The 17,962-nt window shown below is 41.0% G+C and carries 15 protein-coding genes; 5 read left to right on the top strand and 10 right to left on the bottom strand.

From position 1 onward, the window contains the following. The first annotated feature begins 115 nt into the window (after positions 1-115). Entirely contained in the window at positions 116-2,851 is a 2,736-nt protein-coding gene (gene copA, locus ACUN2T_RS05520; protein ID WP_445496624.1) for a copper-exporting P-type ATPase CopA, read from the top strand. Positions 2,852-3,031: 180 nt separating this feature from the next. On the opposite strand, the gene ACUN2T_RS05515 is transcribed toward copA, so the two are convergent. Together ACUN2T_RS05515 and ACUN2T_RS05510 are read right to left on the bottom strand one after the other, a co-directional pair. After that, on the bottom strand, positions 3,032-3,481 hold the full coding sequence (locus ACUN2T_RS05515; protein WP_445496623.1) for a type II toxin-antitoxin system YhaV family toxin: 450 nt from the start codon (positions 3,479-3,481) through the stop codon (positions 3,032-3,034). After that, entirely contained in the window at positions 3,481-3,798 is a 318-nt protein-coding gene (locus ACUN2T_RS05510) for a type II toxin-antitoxin system PrlF family antitoxin (RefSeq protein WP_445496622.1), read from the bottom strand. The genes ACUN2T_RS05515 and ACUN2T_RS05510 overlap by 1 nt, the downstream gene beginning before the upstream one ends. 293 nt (positions 3,799-4,091) lie before the next feature. On the opposite strand from ACUN2T_RS05510, the gene ACUN2T_RS05505 reads away from it, so the two are divergent. Both ACUN2T_RS05505 and ybaK read left to right on the top strand, forming a co-directional pair. Next, positions 4,092-4,904: a TraB/GumN family protein gene (locus ACUN2T_RS05505; RefSeq protein ID WP_445496621.1), complete on the top strand. Its 813-nt coding sequence runs from the start codon at positions 4,092-4,094 to the stop codon at positions 4,902-4,904. Between the two features lie 183 nt (positions 4,905-5,087). After that, the gene (ybaK, locus tag ACUN2T_RS05500) at positions 5,088-5,564 is read left to right on the top strand and encodes a Cys-tRNA(Pro)/Cys-tRNA(Cys) deacylase YbaK (protein ID WP_445496620.1); all 477 of its coding nucleotides are present in this window, start codon (positions 5,088-5,090) and stop codon (positions 5,562-5,564) included. Between the two features lie 70 nt (positions 5,565-5,634). Here the strand turns inward: ybaK and ushA are convergent, their stop codons facing one another. After that, complete coding sequence (gene ushA / locus ACUN2T_RS05495) at positions 5,635-7,293, bottom strand: bifunctional UDP-sugar hydrolase/5'-nucleotidase UshA (RefSeq protein WP_445496619.1); 1,659 nt, start codon at positions 7,291-7,293, stop codon at positions 5,635-5,637. Positions 7,294-7,544: 251 nt separating this feature from the next. Between ushA and ACUN2T_RS05490 the strand changes: the two genes are divergently transcribed. Together ACUN2T_RS05490 and ybaL are read left to right on the top strand one after the other, a co-directional pair. Then, complete coding sequence (locus tag ACUN2T_RS05490) at positions 7,545-8,762, top strand: MFS transporter (RefSeq protein ID WP_445496618.1); 1,218 nt, start codon at positions 7,545-7,547, stop codon at positions 8,760-8,762. Between the two features lie 241 nt (positions 8,763-9,003). Then, a complete protein-coding gene (gene ybaL / locus ACUN2T_RS05485; RefSeq protein WP_445496617.1) occupies positions 9,004-10,710 on the top strand; it encodes a YbaL family putative K(+) efflux transporter in 1,707 nt (568 codons plus the stop codon). A gap of 207 nt (positions 10,711-10,917) precedes the next feature. On the opposite strand, the gene ACUN2T_RS05480 is transcribed toward ybaL, so the two are convergent. The 7 genes from ACUN2T_RS05480 to ACUN2T_RS05450 all read right to left on the bottom strand — a co-directional run bounded on the left by ACUN2T_RS05480 (position 10,918) and on the right by ACUN2T_RS05450 (position 17,775). Continuing rightward, entirely contained in the window at positions 10,918-11,388 is a 471-nt protein-coding gene (locus tag ACUN2T_RS05480) for a LysE family translocator (protein WP_445496616.1), read from the bottom strand. A gap of 1,311 nt (positions 11,389-12,699) precedes the next feature. After that, positions 12,700-13,413, bottom strand: a complete 714-nt coding sequence (locus ACUN2T_RS05475) for a thioesterase II family protein (protein ID WP_445496615.1) — start codon at positions 13,411-13,413, stop codon at positions 12,700-12,702. A gap of 1 nt (position 13,414) precedes the next feature. Beyond that, positions 13,415-14,224, bottom strand: a complete 810-nt coding sequence (locus tag ACUN2T_RS05470) for a DMT family transporter (protein WP_445496614.1) — start codon at positions 14,222-14,224, stop codon at positions 13,415-13,417. Between the two features lie 88 nt (positions 14,225-14,312). Beyond that, complete coding sequence (locus ACUN2T_RS05465) at positions 14,313-14,996, bottom strand: hypothetical protein (protein ID WP_445496613.1); 684 nt, start codon at positions 14,994-14,996, stop codon at positions 14,313-14,315. A 19-nt stretch (positions 14,997-15,015) separates the two neighbouring features. Further along, complete coding sequence (locus ACUN2T_RS05460; protein WP_445496612.1) at positions 15,016-15,957, bottom strand: chlorinating enzyme; 942 nt, start codon at positions 15,955-15,957, stop codon at positions 15,016-15,018. Between the two features lie 26 nt (positions 15,958-15,983). Further along, positions 15,984-16,235, bottom strand: a complete 252-nt coding sequence (locus ACUN2T_RS05455; protein WP_445496611.1) for a phosphopantetheine-binding protein — start codon at positions 16,233-16,235, stop codon at positions 15,984-15,986. Further along, positions 16,225-17,775 carry an amino acid adenylation domain-containing protein gene (locus ACUN2T_RS05450; RefSeq protein WP_445496610.1) on the bottom strand — a complete coding sequence of 517 codons (1,551 nt, stop codon included), beginning with the start codon at positions 17,773-17,775 and terminating at the stop codon, positions 16,225-16,227. The genes ACUN2T_RS05455 and ACUN2T_RS05450 overlap by 11 nt, the downstream gene beginning before the upstream one ends. Positions 17,776-17,962 lie beyond the last annotated feature (187 nt).

The raw sequence follows: 17,962 nt of genomic DNA, 5'->3' as shown, positions 1-17,962 counted from the left end.
GGGAAGGTTTAACCTTCGCAACAAGTCAGAAATTCACTTGAACTGTGTAGATATCATCATCAATTATCATCCGATATGAAGAATAATGATATCACTCTATGTTAGGAGGTTTTTTATGTCACATACCACTATCTTAACATTACAGGGGCTCTCCTGTATGCACTGTGTTAACCGTGTGAAAAAAGCACTGGAAAATCGTGCCGATGTGGAGCAAACAGATATTACTGTTGATTATGCCAAAGTAACCGGCGAAGCCTCTCTTGAATCTTTAATCGAAACAATTGAAGAAGTAGGTTACGAAGCCGCCATTGCCAGCCAGCCTGATGTCGAATTGGAACTTTCTGGCCTGCGTTGTATGCATTGCGCAGGTACTACACGTAAAGCACTGGAAGCCGTAGATGGTGTTATCGCCGCAGATGTGAATACTGAAACCGCTAAAGTTTACGGTAAAGCCGATACCGATACGTTGATTGCCGCCGTTGAGCAGGCTGGTTATCACGCAAAACTGGCTGTTGGTCAAAACTCCCCAAAATCTAAGCCGCTGACAATACCTGCTTCAAACAGACCGGAACTTTTGGCGGCGGCAATTTCTTCTATTCCGGTCGAAAAAACTGATGCATTCCTGGTCAGTGACAGTGATGACAGTATCCAGTTACTGTTGGATGGTATGACTTGTGCCAGTTGTGTGAACAAGGTTCAGAAAGCCTTGCAAAGTGTCGATGGTGTGGAAAATGCCAGAGTGAACCTTGCTGAACGCAGCGCTTTGATTACCGGTAACGCATCACCCAACGCGCTGATTCAGGCCGTCAAAAAAGCCGGGTATGGAGCAGAACTGATTCAGGACGAAACTGAGCGTCGTGAACGCCAACAACAAGTTTCTGAAGCCAATATGCGCCGTTTCCGCTGGCAATCGGCATTAGCCTTGGTCGTCGGTATTCCAGTGATGGTATGGGGCATGATGGGCAATAATATGGTGCTCACCCCGGAAAACCATAACATCTGGCTGACTATCGGGATTATCACGCTTGCCGTGATGATTTTTGCCGGTGGTCACTTCTACCATAACGCGTGGCAAAGCCTGAAAAATGGCAGTGCCACAATGGACACACTGGTGGCATTAGGAACAGGTGCAGCCTGGTTTTACTCCATCAGTGTCAACCTGTGGCCGGATATTTTTCCACCACAAGCCCGTCATCTTTATTACGAAGCCAGTGCCATGATTATCGGTTTGATAAACCTGGGACATGCTCTGGAACAGCGTGCCCGCCAGCGCTCCTCAAAAGCACTGGAACGCCTGCTGGATCTGACACCACCAACCGCCCGTGTGATGACAGAAGATGGCGAAAAAGAGATACTTCTGGTCGATGTTAAACTGGGAATGACATTACGTTTGACGACGGGTGATCGTGTTCCGGTTGATGGTGAAATCATTCAGGGTGAAGTCTGGCTAGATGAAGCAATGCTGACCGGTGAGCCGATTCCACAGCAGAAATCCAGAGGCGATAACGTTCACGCGGGTACAACTGTACAGGATGGCGCCGTACTGTTTACTACCGCCGCAGTCGGCAGCCAAACGACATTAGCACGAATTATCAAACTGGTACGTCAGGCACAAAGCAGTAAACCTGAGATGGGTCAGTTAGCAGATAAAATCTCCTCCGTGTTTGTTCCGGTTGTTGTGGCGATTGCCGTGATGGCAGGCGCCATTTGGTATTTCGTTGGCCCGGCGCCACAGATTATGTATTCATTGGTCATTATTACCACGGTGCTGATTATTGCCTGTCCTTGTGCTCTTGGGCTGGCGACCCCGATGTCGATTATCTCGGGTGTTGGCCGTGCCGCAGAATTCGGGGTTCTGGTACGGGATGCCGATGCCCTGCAACAGGCAAGCGCACTGGACACCCTTGTTTTCGATAAGACCGGTACGCTGACTGAAGGTATGCCACAAATTACTGATATCCATACTTTCAACGGATACAGTGAACAAAATGTATTGATTTGGGCAGGCGCACTGGAAAGTGGTTCTAACCATCCATTAGCCAAAGCAATTCTTGCCAAAGCAGAAGGACTGGAATTACCGCAAGTTGAACAATTCCACACTCTGGCTGGGCTGGGTATCAGTGGTGAAGTGAATGGCACAACTCTGTTGCTGGGCAATCAGGCATTGCTGGAAAAAAACCAAATTGATACACAGGAATTAAAACCCCTGATTGCTCAACAGGCAGAAAAAGGCATCACGCCGGTTATTCTGGCGGCAGGGGGCAAAGCGGCGGCAGTGCTGTCAATTCGTGATCCATTGCGTGAAGACACCCTTAGCGCACTGAAACGATTACATCATCAAGGCTACCGTTTAGTGATGCTGACCGGAGATAACCCGGTTACTGCCAATGCAATTGCCAAAGAGGCGGGTATTGATCAGGTGATCGCAGGTGTACTACCCGATGGCAAGGCCGCAGCTATTCAGAAGCTTCAGGCAACAGGCCACAAGGTTGCTATGGTGGGGGATGGTATTAACGATGCACCCGCACTGGCACAAGCTGATGTTGGGATAGCGATGGGCGGCGGTAGTGATATCGCTATTGAAACCGCAGCAATAACCCTGATGCGTCACAGTCTGCATGGTGTGGCTGATGCGGTTGAACTGTCCAAAGGAACTCTGCGCAATATGAAACAGAACCTGTTGGGCGCATTTATTTACAACACATTAGGGATTCCCATTGCCGCTGGCGTGCTCTATCCCTTTACCGGAACATTGTTAGATCCGGTGGTAGCAGGTGCAGCTATGGCGCTCTCTTCAATTACGGTGGTAAGTAACGCTAACCGATTACTGAGGTTTAAGCCAAAATTCTGAATCACCAGAGAAATGAGTCTGCTTTGATGCTGCTGGGGTGGATCGTAAAAATGCATATCCATGATCATACTTTACGCTTCTACCCCATCATCCCTCGCAAATTCGCGACCAAAGCGTTCTCGCTTACTTAAGCAAGGGATTACATTTACCTTTGTCACTCTCTATTTCTGATTACTTCGGTTATGACCACTTCTGCCGACTGGCTGCGATCAATGCAGCCCAGCCATCGGGAGGATTTCCTCGTCCTAGCATCTTCTCGAAGACCGTATAAGGATCAGATTTACTACCTTCCGAACGCAAGGTCTCCTCATCGTTAACCCAAGCATACACAATGACCCTAGCCCTGGAATCATAACGGAAGAACAAACGGAACCTTCGACCAATCTTGGCTCGCCGCCAGTGGCGACGGGCTGATCCTAGAGTATTACCTTGCCGATACTCGTCCCGGGAGGGATCACTTGGCACCACATCCAGAATCAATTTGCTCAACGCCCGAAATAGCTTGACACTAGCATTGCTCTCGAACCCGTATGGATCACTTTTCTCAGCCCTTTTTACTGCCTCATGCAGCTTCTGAAGCTGTTGTATAACACATGAGTGATACAACAGTGTCCATCCATGTCTCTGCATCAAATCACCACATTTCCATCAATGTTCTCATTCAGATCGATAATCTGACCAACATTGTACTGCATAGCCTCGTCCAGTTCCTTGGGTAAACTACTCACATGATACCCGTCCTGAATGTCCGCAGACAACAAGTCAAGGAATGCCACAATCACCGGGTCTTCATGCTCAACTCCTACGTGAGTCACGACAACCTCACCATCACGCAACTCAAAGGCTAGCTTACTACCTGTATTAACACCTAATGCCTGGCGGATAGACTTAGGTAACGTGATCTGACCTTTAGAAGTCAATGTTGCAAGTTCATAGATGGTTGACATAACAAATCTCCAGTTATTATTTCAACCACACAGTAAGGAATATTCCTTACCAAGTCAAGGCAATCTAATTTTGGTTCATTTCTATCTAACGTTAAATACCAACTGGCTGATGCTCATACCTGAAAGATTGTGGATTACTAAAGAGTTGGCAAAGGTAAGTGCCGCCATGAAGGAAAATATCCTTGTATACTGATAGTAGTAAAGAAACATTCAATAGAAATGAATAAAGATACAGCTGTAATATTAACCTGAAAATAGTTAGCCTAAAAAATAAATGCTGAACTGGAGTTCAAATGGGACAACTGATTAAACACCTTACCAATATACTGGGGCTGAATTCTTCCCGCCGTTATCCTTATCCAGCTTGTGATATTACACTGGCAGATGACCGATATCTGCATCTGGTAGGCAGTATTCATATGGGCACGGAAAACATGTTTCCGCTTTCAGAGATATTAATGGAGCAGCTTAATCAAGCCGATACATTAATCGTGGAAGCCGATATTACTCAGGCAAGTCTCCCATTTCATGACAAGCTTCAATTGTATTCCCGTATTGAACAACGTCTATCTTCTGAAATGTATCAAGATTTTCAGCACTGCTGCCATGAAATCCGACAGCAGGAAGAATGGCTCAATTTATTACCCTCATGGCAAATCGCTTTAATTTTACAGGCTGAACAAGCGCAAAATCTTGGATTGTACCCTCACTATGGTATCGATTATCAGCTACTGAATGCAGCTAAAGCACAAGGGAAAGCCATTATCGAACTGGAAAGTGCTGACTCACAGGTTAAGTTACTTAATCAAATACCAAATAACGGCCTACCACTACTGGAAGATACCTTAGTCCATTGGCACGCCAATGCCCGCGCTTTACAAACGATGATAAGTTGGTGGATGGATTATCAACCTAAACAGCAAAAACATGCTTTACCAACAACTTTCAGTAAAGAAATATATCAACTGCTGATGACTGAACGTAATAAGCAATGGAATCAGCGCCTACGGGAATTACCTGCCGGCCGGTATTTAATCGCTGTCGGGGCTTTGCACTTATATGGTGAAGGTAATTTGCCTCAGATGTTAATGGAAGAGCAGCGTTAAAAAAAGGCCAATATTTCTATTGGCCAGTCAAAAGAGGAATAACCTATTATTTTCGTTATTCTTATTATTCGGAGTATTACCTGTTTGTATACAGGCAACAAAACCGCAAAACCAGAATATCAATTTCACAATTTTATTTCATCCGTTATCCTAGATTACAAAATTATCCTCTGTAATGAAATTATGACACCAGCGATCATTTTCTTAGAAAAACAAAAAGTTAACTTTACTTTTCACACCTATAAACATGATACCAATGAACATAACTTTGGTGATGAAGCGGTTGAGAAATTAGGATTAAACGCCAGGCAAGTGTTTAAAACATTGCTGGTCGCACTTAATGGTGATGCTAAAAATTTGGTAGTCGCCGTCACCCCCGTTTCAGGTCAACTGGATTTGAAAAAGGTCGCCAAAGTCTTTAAAACCAAAAAAGCAGATATGGCTGATCCATACATAGCCCAAAAAATCACGGGTTATCTGGTCGGAGGGATCAGCCCGTTAGGACAGAAAAAACACTTGCCAACAGTTATTGATAACCAGGCGCAACAGTTCCCGACAATGTTTATCTCTGGCGGTAAACGGGGATTAGATATTGAACTGGCACCTGCTGATCTGTGTCGTTTGCTGAATGGGACTTTTGCCGATATAGCAAAAGCTTAATCCCAGTAAAAAAGGGCTGCCAGATTGGCAGCCCTTTCAATTTATAACCTTATTATCACCTTATTAGGGATTATTGATAAACAATTTCACCATTTGGCTCATAATCGGCCGCTTCCAGTGGTGAGTGCTGCTCAATATAGCCTTTCAGAACTTCTGCATCAACAAAACCGGTGTTGACATAGGTTGGGTAATTATCAATATGTGGGTAACCATCACCACCGATAGCGTTAAAGTCAAGCATTGCCATGCGGTAAATTTTATTTGGTTCCAATGGCTTACCACCAATTTTTACCTCTTTAACATGTTTACCATCAGCAACCAAACTGACATTCACGAACTGAGCATAAGCACCGGAGTCAACTTTCATATTCGCAATCGTCGCCAGATACTGTTCAACTTCGCTGCCTTTCATCTCAACGTAAACCAATGTGTTAGCAAATGGATGCACTTTCAGCACATCTTTATAAGTGATGTCGCCTGATTCAATTGAATCACGAATACCACCACCACTCATAATCGCGAAATCAGCATCAGCGCGTTCCATCATGGCAGAAAGAACAACATGGGCCAGATTAGTCTGAACAAAACGAACTTTGCTGCGATCTCCTTCCAATTTACCCTCAACAGAACCCACTTTTATGCCAAGTTGTTTATCACCTTTATCCTGATAAGGCGTCAGCAACTTTATCATTTCCAGGTTTTGAGCAATTTCATGAGTGTAGTAAACACGTTCAGCAGAACCATCTTCCTTTTGCACTTTCTTCTTGAGATTAATGGGGATCAACTGATAGTGAGTCAGCTTTAATTCACCATTACGGAACTGGAAATCAGCACGACCAACATATTTGCCCCACTCATGAGCCTGAACAATCCAGGTGCCATTCTGGCGATCAGGCGAACATGGCGTTCCTGGTACGTAATCGATCTGCTTGTCGTTTTTATTTTTCGCAGACATACAGACCGGATCTTGTGAGTGACCACCTACAATCATATCCAGATAACCCGCTGGCAAACTGCGTGCCATTTCAACATCACCCGGTGCGTTGGAACCATGATTGCCGTTGTCATAGTGTCCCATATGCGTTGCCGCAATAATGACATCTGGTTTTTCATTTTTCTTCAGTTCCTCAACCACCATTTTAGCTTCTGTAGCGGGAACACGAAATTCAACATCTGGGAAATTAGCAGGGTTGCCGATTTTCGCCGTATCATCAGTCGTCAACCCGATAACCGCAATTTTCACACCTTGTTTATCAAAAATGGTATAAGGCTTGAACAAACGTTTACCGGTGCTTGTCTTGTAAATATTAGCCGCAAGGAATGGAAAATTTGCCCATTTTTCCTGTTGACGCAACACTTGCAAAGGATTATCAAACTCATGGTTACCCAACGCCATTGCATCATAGCCCACTAGGTTCATACCTTTAAAATCAGGCTCCGCATCTTGCAAATCGGACTCTGGTACACCAGTATTAATATCTCCGCCGGAGAGCAGTAACACACTACCGCCTTTTTTGGCAATTTCCTGACGGATTTCATCAACTACCGTTTTCTGAGCGGCCAAACCATATTCGCCGTAGTTGTTATGCCAAAAATGACCATGATGGTCATTCGTGTGCAAGATAGTAATGTCATAGGTTTTGTCTTTTTCCCATGCATTTGCCATTGCTGGAAGTAGTGTCATAGAAACAACCAAAGCACAAGCTGAGGTCTTAAACGAAAATCTCATGGTATATCTCCATGTTTTTAGTGAATTGCCATGCAAAAACAGCTTCATAAGCTAACAAGGCGGGATTAACTGATCATTCTATGGAATAGGTTAGTGATGCGATTATTAGAACATGCTTCGTTTCATCTTTTTTAGCATCTTATCAAACTATTATCTGGGATAGTAAAAAATCAACTATCAGCCTAATATGTATTGAAGTGCAACAAATAACCAACGAACTTACGTCCAAATAAGACAGGCTGGCAGTCAATATGAGCGAACAGAGTAACACCACCATAGTTCCACCTCATGCAAAAAAAACCAGAAATACCGTTTTTACTATTCTTGGCGCGATCAGTATTTCACATTTACTGAACGATATGATGCAATCGCTGATTCTAGCGATTTATCCTTTGCTGCAATCAGAATTCAACCTGAGTTTTGTGCAGATTGGTATGATCACACTAACCTATCAGATTACAGCCTCTTTATTACAACCACTGATAGGTCTTTATACTGATAAACATCCACAGCCCTATTCATTACCCATTGGGATGGGCTTTACCTTATTAGGTCTGTTACTGCTGGCCTATGCTGAAAGTTTCCCGATAATCTTATTAGCGTCTGCATTCGTTGGCACTGGTTCTTCGGTATTTCACCCTGAATCGTCACGCGTAGCACGCATGGCATCCGGTGGGCGCCACGGGCTGGCTCAATCTCTTTTTCAAGTCGGCGGTAATTTTGGCACTTCCCTCGGGCCTTTGCTGGCGGCTGCGTTTATCGCGCCTTATGGTAAAGGCAATGTCGGCTGGTTCTCTCTGGCTGCATTACTGGGAATTATCGTGCTGTTGCAAGTCAGTAAATGGTATAAGGCCCAAAATCATACCAAAAAAAATCAAGCCAAAACTGCCCCTGTTGTTAAAGTTTTATCAAGAAAAACAGTGTTCAGTTCTCTGGCTGTTCTGTTGATCTTAGTATTTTCTAAATATTTTTATCTCACTAGTATCAGCAGTTATTACACTTTTTACTTAATGCACAAGTTTGGCATTTCCGTACAAAACGCCCAGCTTCATCTGTTCATCTTTTTATTCGCAGTGGCGGCAGGGACCATCATTGGTGGACCGCTTGGTGATAAAATCGGCAGAAAGTACGTTATCTGGATATCAATCCTTGGCGTTGCACCTTTTACATTGATTCTGCCTTATGCTTCTCTGTACTGGACAAGCATTCTGTCAGTGATTATTGGTGTGATTCTGGCATCCGCGTTTTCTGCAATCCTGGTATATGCTCAGGAGCTTATTCCAGGTAAAACCGGGATGGTATCCGGCCTGTTTTTCGGACTGGCTTTTGGTATGGGAGGTATTGGCGCCGCGGTATTGGGTTACATTGCGGACAGAACAAGTATTGAGCTGATTTATCAGATTTGTGCTTTTCTGCCGTTACTTGGAATATTTACCGCACTATTACCTAATATAGAAGATAACAACTAGAAAAATCGCCAAACAACCCCACATAAAAGTTATTTTTTATGTGGGCATAACCTTTATATACCTCACAAATGCGCAAACAAATCAATACAAATCGATGTTACGGGTAATTTAATCCTTTCAATCCATATTTTTTGATGTTTTATTCATTTTTTTAGCGAATTTACCTCGAATTACCTATAAAATACGGTTACACCTACCTCTTCACTATTCTATTTAATAGCCTCAGTAAGAAGGAGTCTTAATGGAGCATTCGACACCACTTATCACCACTCTCGTTGGCGGGTTCATCCTCGCTTATCTGCTTGGTATGCTGGCACAACGCCTGAAAATCTCACCACTGGTTGGTTATCTTACCGCCGGTGTACTCGCGGGTCCTTTTACCCCCGGTTTTGTCGCTGACGCATCACTGGCACCGGAACTGGCAGAAATTGGTGTTATCCTATTAATGTTTGGTGTCGGGCTGCATTTTTCACTCAAAGATCTGCTGGCAGTAAAATCCATCGCTATCCCCGGTGCTATTGCGCAAATATTGGTAGCAACACTACTTGGTGTAGGGCTATCAGCAATACTGGGTTGGGAATTATTTAGCGGTATCGTCTTTGGTCTCTGCCTGTCCACTGCCAGTACTGTCGTTCTGTTACGAGCGCTGGAAGAGCGTCAACTGATCGATAGCCAGCGAGGTCAGATAGCTATCGGCTGGCTGATTGTTGAAGATCTGGCAATGGTACTGACGCTGGTATTACTGCCCGCTGCTGCCGGTATTCTGGGTAATCAGGAAGCCAATGCCGGGCAGTTAATTATGGAGCTCGCTATTACCGTCGGAAAAGTTATCGCGTTTATTCTGCTGATGATTGTTGTTGGCCGCCGTCTCATTCCGTGGGTACTGGCAAAAACTGCCAGTACCGGTTCCAGAGAACTATTTACCCTTGCCGTACTGGTTATCGCGCTGGGTATCGCTTACGGTGCCGTTACGCTATTTGATGCCTCATTCGCTCTAGGTGCATTCTTCGCCGGTATGGTACTGAACGAATCAGAACTCAGCCACCGGGCTGCTCAAGATACATTGCCACTCAGAGATGCTTTCGCTGTTCTATTCTTCGTATCCGTTGGTATGCTGTTTGATCCAATGGTACTGATTCAGCAACCGCTCGAGATACTGGCAACGCTGGCAATTATTATTATCGGTAAATCTGCCGCTGCAATGTTGCTGGTAAAGATGTTCGGCCATTCACGCCGTACTGCGCTGACAATTTCGGTCAGTCTGGCACAAATCGGTGAATTTGCCTTTATTCTGGCTGGTCTTGGCGTTGCACTTGGCTTGCTTGACGGGAATGCCCGTAACCTTGTTCTGGCTGGTGCGATTGTTTCTATTATGCTAAACCCGGTTCTGTTTAGCTTGCTAGATCGTTATCTGGAAAAAACAGAAACAATCGAAGAACAATTATTGGAAGAAACGCTGGAAGAAGAGACGCAAATTCCTGTCAATATCTGTGGCCACACTATTGTTGTCGGCTACGGACGCACTGGTAGCCTACTATGCCAACGCTTACAGGAAAATGAGTTCCCTCTGGTTGTTATTGAAAATACCAGAGCCAAATTTGAGGAACTGGGTGAACAAGGTATCAGTGCAGTCATGGGTAACGCCGTCAGCAAAGATATTATGTCACTGGCGCGCCTGGACTGTGCCTGTTCCCTGTTACTGACAATCCCTAATGGTTATGAGGCAGGTGAAATTATCGCCAGCGCAAGAGAAATCCGCCCGGATATTAATATTATTGTCCGTGCTGACTATGATGACGAAGTTGCCTATATCACAGAACGTGGAGCTAGCCATGTCATTATTGGCGAACACGAAATTGCCAAAACAATGGCAAGTGTGCTGATAAACAGTGAACAAGGTTACCCGGTTGAACCTCCCCCAGTATCGCCCTTTTCTCCATCGCTTTGAGGAAATACCGCTGATAATGGAATAATTTCCTATTCATAACCGAGCTGGGTCATGATTTTTATCATATGAGATATCCCATGACCCATTTTACTCAATTTTAGAACAGAGAAAATCAAACACGAATTCGACAGTCTCCAGTATCTTTTTGGATAAATCTTCTTTACTTGGGAAACTAATAGCAAAACAATATCAAATCTCAATATTACATCAGAGATATAAAATACCCTTGATTGAGGAGTAAAACATTGAGAATGAGAAAACAGATAGTACTAAAGAAGCAAAACGATAAAATAGATTAGGTTTTAAACGACCAACTTCCTGCCCTTCCCGATATAATATTTTTCCCACCCCCGTCCAAATCAGGGAAACGGGTAACAATGCACAAACAAAAGTCGTCATGGAAAAAATATAATTTACCCACTGAGTGAACGCAGTAAAAGGCAATACATATGTAGCAAAGACAAATGCTTTGGGATTAAGCAAAGTGGTAAATAATACAACGTTGAAACAGACTTTCACCCCATTTTTACTTAATGAAAAATGCCAGACTTTAAAAGCCAGATAAGCGATGTATGTTGAAGCACAAAGCTTTAAAACTAATATCAACCATATGAAAGTCTGAGGAATTATGGATAACAATAATCCCCATAAACTAATTGCTGTTAGATAACCCAACATCTCAGCCAATACCAGCCAATACCAGCCAATACCAGCCTAAGTGTGCTAATAAAACCATGTGAATATCCAGATAATACTAAAAGGGTATTTGTCGGCCCAAGCATCATTAAGACCATTGTCAACATGCCGGCAATTTTCACATAATCATAATAACTATTCATAGTATCCTTAGATAATAATTTATCATTAAAAATGTATATAAACAATCCTTGATAAAAACTCCGGAACTTATTTACTCTAAAGTTAACAATATAAAACCACAGTCATTAAATACTATCTCCTTCTCTTAACCGTTATTAAGCTCATCTTTTTCAAGCCTATTTTCAATATCAATGTAAATAGCCAGATATATCAGACTGAATGTCATGACAAAATCATATGAATACCTAGTTAATACCAAAATGGTATTTCTCAATCTTGACATAACTAAGCTTATAGTCACCATGCTGGAAACTTTTACATAATCGAAATAACTCCTCATAGTATCCTTAGATAATAATTCATCATTCAAAGCGTATATAGAAAATCCTTGGTACAAGTTCTATCATATACTTCTTTTCTTTCAAATTAACAATACAAAATCATGATCATTAAATCCTATCACTTTCTCTCCCCAGTAATTAACCAATACCAAAAAGATATTTATCATCCCTGAAAAAACAATCAAACAATATTCACATGGTCAATTTCAATATAATAAAAACAATTCCCAATAATATCATTGGATAATAACCCATCATTCAAATTATATATAAAATACTTAATAAAAATTCCATCATATAATTATTTTTATAAAATTAACAATATAAAATTATAGTCATTATATGCTTTATTTTCTCTTAGCAGCTATTAACTTCATCTTTTGTTCAAATGCTAATAATCTCAATATATATTCAGATACCTCTCAATGGAATAATTCCGATTAAACAACAAATGAGACTAAAAACCTTGTCAAAATATCGGCAGAAAAGTCAAATAATTACGGCGGGAAATAAATATTTACCTGAATGATCTTTATAAATTATTAGGTATATATAACTAAAAAAGGAATAATTACTATCCGATTATTTTGATTCTAATTAGTGAAATAAATAATTGAAAAGATCAGCCACTAAGAATTTTAAAAATTGTGATTTTAGTTAAGACTCACCTTTAGATAATCCCCTCTAAAATAAGTAGTAAGATTAAGGTGATAAATTTAACTCACTAACCCACCGACTAAAGTCGGTGGTTTTAACCTTTCATATGGAAGAATAAAGATGTTAACTCCCCAAACATAAATACTGCAAAAAAGTAGCTTAAAACACTTTCTCAATTAATTTTTTGTGAATGAACGAAGTTTATAATCTGATGAGCAATCTCCTCACCTTTATCTGACAAGATGAAATGTCCTCCAGATAAACTTAATACTTTAAAAATTCCGGTGCTATATTGGCTCCACTCCAATACTCTCTCATCTAAAAGAGGATCATTATTTCCATATATGACGAATAAAGGAATATTTTCCAGCTGCCTATTTTGATTAATAGAATCCGCAATTGAAAGATCGGCCGCCAAAACTTGTAAAAATTGCGATTTTAGCTCAGGTTCATCCTTTAACCAGGCAGGGAACCCGCCAGCATAAGTCGCAAAATCAAGGAGTTTATCCTCTGATGTTTCTCCCTGTCGTATTTCGCAAAAGCACTTGCGTAAATGTATCGGCAGATTTGAAATAACAACCAGATTGACCTGACGCCCAAGTTGACGGCATCGTACATAATTAGCCATCATATAGGCCAAATAAGCTCCCAAGCTATGTCCAATAAAAGTTAGTGCCCCCTGCGATGGTATCTTCGTAGCAAAATCGGCGATAGCATCATCAATCTTATAAAGAAGCCGCTCTTTACGACGTTTCCCACGCCCAGGTAACTCCATTGTATGAACCGAAAAATATTTTTTCAGAGTCGCAGAGAAATCATGCATTACGGCGGCGCTTCCTCCAGCATGAGGAAATAACAAAGCATGAAAGCCATGAGAATCATTCATATCATTTTCCCTCAATCATTCTCCCCACAAGTGCAGCAAATAGAATAATTCCGCCACCTATACTTTGCAGTAACCCAATGTGTTCTTGCATAATGATAATAGCAAACATCCCCGCAAATGCCGGTTCAAGAGAAATGATTAGGCCAACACGAGTCGGGCTTGTAACTTTAGCAGCGTATAACTGCATTAAAAATGCAAATGCCGTAGCAAACAAACTGAGAAATAAAATATATCCCCATATATGGTATGGAATATGTAAAATCATGCTAAACGATGATGGAGAAAATAGCGATACACCTACCAAGCCCAATACCGCCACCGTCACCAATTCAATTAAGGTAATATGCACCAATGAATAATCTTTCCCTACTGTTTGCCGTCCAAACATAAATATTTGGAAACCACGGATCAATGCAGCAAGTAAAATCAGTATATCTCCACTATTAAAGCTAAAAAATCTGCTATCGGAAAAACTCAGTAATCCACCGCCAACCAAAGAGAGCAGGCACATAAGATAGACCATATTACTCTGCCGTTTCTTACCAATCACTCGTTCAAAAATTGGAACAAGAATAACCGACAGAGCAATTAGAAATCCCGCATTTGATGCAGTTGTATACTTAACACCTAAAGTTTCAAAGGTCAGAATTGCATACAGTAAAACACCAAAGATAACACCATTTACCACTTCACCCTGCCGTATTTTGGCAAAATTAATCCGCGTCCCCATAAACATAAAAGGAACAGACAAAGCAAAGCGCAGCATTAAAAACAGTGGTACGGCAACACCGGCCTGAATGATTAATTTCATCAGAGAATAACTTGCCCCCCATGAGAGGGCAACAGCAATCAAACCAATATCGATCAGATAAAGTCGTGCTCTTGGTGGACGCAAGGTATCATTCAACATAGTCAGACCTTAAATCACCATGGGTGGCATCATAGCTGATCCTTAGTGTGCTCTTTTTAAGCTTCACAGCCTTGATTGAAAATTCAACGATACTTCCTAATGTCTTAACATGTGTTCCCGCGCAAGGCATAGCTTCAGTTCCTTCAATCAAACAGAAGCGTATTTCATTTTCTATCCAAGTTTTAACCGGCAGATTCGCTTTTATCTTCTCTTGCATCGAAGTTTCAATTCCTGCAAGCGGTAATTCGCTTACGGGAACTGTATCTGAACCCATTACTGTAAATTCAACCCTCGACTCCCCTGGAAAATGGTGCCCGGTTTTCGCCAACCACCCATACCGGCGCAGTTCCCAATTAAGCAAATGACCGGCGCTATGCAGCGCCGTATTTAATAAACGCTCTGACTGGGACACTGATGCTTCAACTTTTTCCCCAGGCACCATATCCAATATTCTTTCAGGGTAAAGGACAATCAATCCTGAAGGTTGCCTTTTTACTTTAACCGGAACATTATTAACCCAGCCGCTATCTGCCGGTTGTCCTCCCCCCTGAGGATGAAAAATGTTCTCCTCTAGCGCAATCCAGTGACCACATTCATCATTGCCCGTTACTAAAACAGAGCTGACTAAATGAAAGCAATAAGTATCACTAATATAACATTGATGCTGGGTCATAATCGTTCCACCGCGGTTATTACACTAATAATGTATTAAACTTGTAGCCTCGCAGGTTATGCGTTGCAATTTTATTATTTTGGTTATTACTATTACCTGCCACGATAACATTACCAAATTTATCCAGAGGAATGCTTCCTCCATATTCATGCACAGTATCTGTATTAGGATAAATGTCAACGTAGCTTGGCGCATAACGCGTCGCAAATCCCATACGGTAATCCTTTTCCGTACTATTTGGGTAAGACGCATGCATCAGTGTCGACCAAAATATTACGCACTGCCCCGCCTTCATTACCAAAGGCACAGCCTGATTTTCATCAGGTTTCCAATCAGGGTCTATTTGCAAGTTACGATAATCGTAGCCAAAAAAGCCGCGCTTTTTGCCCTCTTTCTCAAGCTCATTAACAATATCGGTCTGATAGTCCATTGATTTTTTTTCATCATAATTCATTTTATGATGTGTGCCTGGTATAATTTCCAGACATCCATTTTCAATAGTAGCATCCGTAAATGCAGTCCAGACAGTTAATGTCCCCTTACCAAAACTATTCTCCGTTTCTCCAGGCCATAAAATCTGAGGCTTCCCACTGGCATTAGCAAATGTATCAGCTTGATGCCAATCAGTACCTTCATCTCCAGGGTATTTAGGGAAAAACTCTGTACGCCAGCATAAAACATCATTACCCAAAATACTTGATACAGGCGCTACAATACGCGGGTTGGTAATATGCTTGCTTAATAGTTCAATATCTAAGTGACGATCATAATTTGAGATATTCGTTGCTGCGCTGTAAGAATCAGCAAAATACGCCGCATAGCTTCTATCAGGTAATGCTCTTCTTACATTATTCCATATCTCGGCCATTTCTTCCAGGGTATAGATTGTCAAAGGACCAATAAAACCATTTTTATTAAAATCGTACAACTGTTGTTCAGTCAAAAATGATTCTTTATTCATAATATATTATCAACTTGAAATTAAGATTATTTGGCCTGAGAGAAGGCTTCGATTAATGACACGTTATAAAGCCTCTCCATTGAGATAGAAAAACCATATTGTTTATTAATACGTTCATTCAACGAGACTGCAATCATTGAATGTCCACCCAAATCAAGAAAGTTATCGTCCTCTGTTACAGACACTTCCAAGATATCTTGCAACCATGTTATATAATCCTTTAAGGCTTTTACCTTATCATCTCTTATATTACTTTCAGATAATTCATCAACTAACATATGCTAACTCCGGTGAATGTATAATCGCAGATTTATCTATCTTTCCATTAACAGTTCTTGGGATTCTATCTAACCTTTTATATTTCAGAGGTCTCATATAAACAGGAAGTTTATCTTTAGCCAATATTTTAAATCTTTCTATCAATGTAACATCAGACTCTATAGAAGAAGAAAAACAGCAAAGCAGGTAGTCCCCAAGCATTTTAGATCTTAATGCTATAACGCAAACATCTTCAATCTCATCAAGTTGAGCCATAATAGATTCAATCTCACCAATTTCAATTCTATAACCGTTGATTTTAACTTGTTGATCAATTCTACCCTGATAGATTAATTCTCCATTATCGTTACATTTTACTATGTCACCAGAACAGTAATAGACTCTTGATAAATTATTATTCTCTATTTCGATGAACTTTCGTGATGAAGTGTTATCGCTGTTCAGATATCCTTCAGTAACCTGTCTTCCAGAAAGAAGTAATTCGCCACCATTATCAGAAGGCGATGAATCTTGGAGCTTCCTAAGTATATAATTAAAACTCGGTAATACTTTACCAATAATAGATTCTGGTTTATCGAGATCATTTTTTTTAACTACATGCAAAGTCGCATGAACAGTAGTCTCAGTAATACCATACATGTTAATGAGTAATGGAGAATCTAAACCAAATTTTTTCTCCCACAGCTTCAATGCCTGAAAGTTAAGGCGCTCTCCTCCAAAAATAATAAAACGTAACGCTAGTTCCGAACGATTAAAACCCATCAATTTAGGTGCATTAATAGAAAAAGCTGTTGGTGTTTGATTTAATACTGTTACATTTTCATTTTTTATTAGCTGTGAGAGTTTTTCAGGTTCAATTCGTGTCTCATCATCTGGTATTAACAACGTCCCACCATAGGCGATAGCAGACCATATTTCCCATACGGAAAAATCAAAAGCATAAGAGTGATATAACATAATCACATCTCTGGAATTAAACTGATAAAAACTTTCCGTAATTTCGAACAGGGCACTCAAGTTATTATGCGTTATTGGTACCCCTTTAGGCTTACCCGTTGTACCGGAGGTATAAATAACATATGCAACACCAGTCAACTGCGATGAATCGCTCACTGACTGGGATATATCCATTTGCTGAATACAATGATAAATATCACAAAAGGGGTAATCTTCCTGATGAAAGTTATCCTTATCCCCGATAATGAATACAGGTTGAACATCTTCCAAAATCAGTTGGTTTCTTTCTATGGGTGCCTTTTTATCCAAAGGTACATAGGCTGCCCCCAAAGCCTGAACAGCCAACAATGATGCAATTAACTCTGCCGAAGGTGTTAACTCTACAGCGACAAAATCTCCCGGCTTAACACCATTTAATGAAAGATAAGATGCAATCTTTCCAACCCATTGGTTTAAAAGCCCATAAGAAACTGTCTGATTTCTATATTTCACCGCTGTCAGGTGTTTATTTTTTTGAGTAATGTAAAAAAAACGACTCAGCATCGTGCATTTATGCTGAGGATTTATCAATGATTGTATCACTACAACATCTCCTTTTTATTAAGTTAACAATACAGTAAAAAATCAAAACAAACAAATGTGTTTTTTATGTTAATTTAGAATAACAAAATGAAATATTATAATAAAGCTATTGATTTATTGAAAATAAAAAAATAACATTAAGTTTAATCATTATAAAAGAAGTGATAATGTTAAAAAAAACTATTCA

The sequence above is a fragment of the Photorhabdus machadonis genome (assembly GCF_052657765.1).
This window is presented reverse-complemented; position numbering and strand designations above follow the sequence as displayed.